This window comes from Flavobacterium sp. (genome assembly GCF_044371705.1).
Lineage (GTDB): Bacteria > Bacteroidota > Bacteroidia > Flavobacteriales > Flavobacteriaceae > Flavobacterium.
The window spans coordinates 1-3265 of sequence record NZ_JBILTE010000244.1; the positions used below are offsets into that span (position 1 = coordinate 1).

Here is a 3265-nt window from a genome sequence, read left to right on the forward strand (position 1 = left end):
AATCGGTGAAATTAAATATTTCATTTCAATTTCATCATGGTGAGCTCCAATAGCGTTGCATACTTCTTCTTTTTCGCCGAATTTCTCCGCCCACTGCATACCTAAAATCGCGTGCGGTAATTCACTTTCTGTATCTGGCACTTTACCAATATCATGCAACAATCCGGCACGTTTGGCCAATTTTACGTTTAATCCTAGCTCAGCAGCCATAATACCACAAAGTTTAGCAACTTCACGAGAGTGCTGTAGCAAATTCTGACCGTAAGAAGAACGGTATTTCATTCTACCCACTACTTTAATTAATTCCGGATGTAAACCGTGAATTCCTAAATCAATCACGGTGCGTTTACCAACTTCAATGATTTCATCGTCAATTTGCTTCGTAGTTTTTGCAACCACTTCTTCGATTCTAGCGGGGTGAATACGACCATCGGTTACCAATTTATGCAATGCTAAACGAGCAATTTCTCTTCGAACCGGGTCAAAACAAGAGAGAATAATTGCTTCCGGTGTATCATCAACAATGATTTCTACTCCGGTTGCAGCCTCTAAAGCACGAATATTTCGACCTTCACGACCGATAATTCTACCTTTTACATCATCGGATTCGATGTTGAATACAGAAACACAGTTTTCTACTGCTTCCTCTGTACCCACTCGTTGAATGGTATTGATAATTACTTTTTTAGCTTCTTGTTGAGCGGTAAGCTTCGCTTCTTCCAAGGTTTCTTGAATATGAGCCATGGCTTGCGTTTTGGCTTCAGATTTTAAGCTTTCTACCAATTGTTCCTTGGCATCTTCAGCTGATAATCCTGATATTACCTCCAATTGCTCCACTTGACTTTTGTGTAATTTTTCAAGTTCAAGCGTCTTCTTCTCATACACTTCAATGCGATTGTTGAAGTCGGTGATTTTAGCTTCCGATTCATCGGCTGCTTTTTTGGCTCGAGCTAATTCATTAGAGATTTGTGATTCTTTATCTCTTACTCTTTTTTCAACTTCGGCAACCCTTTTGTCTTTTGATAAAATCTCTTTTTCGTGTTCTGATTTTAGTTCTAAAAATTTCTCTTTTGCCTGAAGTAATTTGTCTTTTTTAATGTTTTCTGCCTCAACTTTTGCATCTTTTAAGATGGAAGTGGCTTCCTTTTTTGCATTTTTTATGAGGTTGGAAACGTTGCTCTTTTCAATGAGTTTTGCGATGGCAAAACCCGCGGCAAGACCAACAATACCTGCGATAATAACTAGTAATGTACTGTCCATTTGTGTGTAAGGTTTATATATAAAAAAAGCCTACATTAGGTGATTGTATAAACTCGTATTGACAAGTTTTGAGCTAACTCATTGTTCAAGGATCCCAATCGCAATGCTGGGCGTGCTTTAGTAATGATGATTTGCTCATTCTAAAATGTTAGTGTTGAGTTTATCAAATAGAAACTAATGTAGGCAGTATCTTGATGTATTTGTAAGAACGTGTTTATTTGTCGAGATAGTGCGACAGTAATAAATCCAATTTTTTTAATCGCTCCAATGTTTCCTGATGGTCATCGGTTTTCTCAATTTGTTTTTGCTCTACTTGCGAAGCAAACTGCAACGCACACATGGCCAAAACATCTTGTTTATCACGAACGGCATAATTTTGTTCGAATTGCTTAATCATTACATCAATTTTTTTTGAAGCACTTCTGAGTCCTTCTTCCTGCGACATATCGACCGTTAAAGGGTAGACTCTGTCTGCAATTGATAGTTTAATTTTAAGTTTTTCGCTCATCTTATGTTAATCCGATAGTTGTGCTATACAATAATCAATTTCACGAATTAATGAATTTATTTTAAGCTTTGTATCTCTTTTATTTTCATCACTGCCTAATAATGAATTGGCAATTTTGAGTGTATCATACTGCTTTTGCAAAGCTTCAATCTGTTGCGATTGTTTTTGTATAATGCCGGCTGCTTTAGCTAATTCTTGCTTCAAATGATTAGACGACTCTTCTAAGCGATCAATTTTGCTAAAAAGTTTCGGCAATCTAATTTCAAGAGAATCAACAATTTCAACCATTTCACTCATAAAAACCTGATTCATTACGTGATTTACAAAGTTACTATTCCTGATGGATTATCGCAATAATTTTTTTGTTTTTTTGAAATATTATGTAAATCCTTCATTTTCAGTAAATTTTTTTGAACTGTTTTTTGGGTTGTATTTTCCTATAAAAGTAGTAACTTAGCTAAAACCTTTGGTTATGAAAGTTTTTCTCATTTTTATATTCGCGTTGACAAACGTAGTTGCACAGGATAATTATCCCCAAGATTACTTTCGTTCTCCTTTAAATATACCTTTGTTAACTTCAGGTACTTTTGGTGAATTGCGTACGAATCATTTTCATTCAGGTATTGACTTACGAACGCAAAGAAAAGTAGGTTTGCCAGTTTATGCTGCGGCTGACGGATATGTGTCCCGCATCAAAATTTCAATCTATGGCTATGGCAAAGCCATTTATATTACACATCCGAATGGATATACAACAGTTTACGGACATTTGTTAAAAGCCACACCGGCAATCGAAGAATATAGTAAGAAACAACACTATAAGGAAAAATCTTTTGAAATTGATGTTTATCCGGTAATTAATGAATTACTTGTAAAAAAAGGTGACACTATTGCATTTTCCGGTAATACAGGTGGTTCTTTTGGCCCTCATTTACATTATGAATTTAGAGATACCCAATCAGAAAGAGTAATTAATCCTTTTTATTTCGGACTTGCGAATGAATTTTTAGACACCAGGCCTCCAGTCATTGAAAGTTTATTGGTTTATCCAATGGATGAAAATTCGATTGTTAATACATCCCAACAACCTGTTCTGGCAAATTTAGTTCTGCAAAAAGACGGAAGTTATGTAGCAAGCGGCATCAAAGCAAACGGGACTATTGCATTTGCAGTGCAAACGCATGATTTAAGCAACAATAATTATGGTAAGAACGGTGTTTTTGGTATTCAGACTTATTTAAACGGGAACGCGAATTTTGCTATTAAATTTGATACTTTTTCCTTTGATGAAACACGACATGTTAATAATTATATTGATTATGAACGGTTTGTTAAGACCAAACAAAAATTCCAGAAGTTATTTATTGAAACGCCTTATGAATTAAGTTTACTTAGTAAAAATCAGTCGAACGGACTGATAAACATTCAACCAAATAGCAATTATACGTATAGAATTGAGGTGACAGATTTTCACCAAAACAAAACAGTAATTCATGT

General features: G+C 35.2%; 4 protein-coding genes and 1 other RNA gene. 1 reads left to right on the forward strand and 4 read right to left on the reverse strand.

The genetic code is table 11. From position 1 onward, the window contains the following. From rny to ACIQ2S_RS12360, 4 genes are all read right to left on the reverse strand, one after another. Nucleotides 1-1260: ribonuclease Y (rny, locus tag ACIQ2S_RS12345; protein WP_396176430.1), on the reverse strand; the 1260-nt coding region annotated here is incomplete at its 3' end. A 49-nt stretch (nt 1261-1309) separates the two neighbouring features. Beyond that, nucleotides 1310-1420: non-coding RNA, 6S RNA (gene ssrS, locus ACIQ2S_RS12350), on the reverse strand. A gap of 54 nt (nt 1421-1474) precedes the next feature. Then, nucleotides 1475-1768, reverse strand: a complete 294-nt coding sequence (locus tag ACIQ2S_RS12355; protein ID WP_396176432.1) for a cell division protein ZapA — start codon at nt 1766-1768, stop codon at nt 1475-1477. Nucleotides 1769-1774: 6 nt separating this feature from the next. Beyond that, nucleotides 1775-2065, reverse strand: coding sequence for a hypothetical protein (locus ACIQ2S_RS12360; protein WP_396176434.1), 291 nt, complete (start codon nt 2063-2065; stop codon nt 1775-1777). A 175-nt stretch (nt 2066-2240) separates the two neighbouring features. On the opposite strand from ACIQ2S_RS12360, the gene ACIQ2S_RS12365 reads away from it, so the two are divergent. Next, a partial coding sequence (locus ACIQ2S_RS12365) for a M23 family metallopeptidase (protein ID WP_396176436.1) occupies nt 2241-3265 on the forward strand: 1025 nt, incomplete at its 3' end.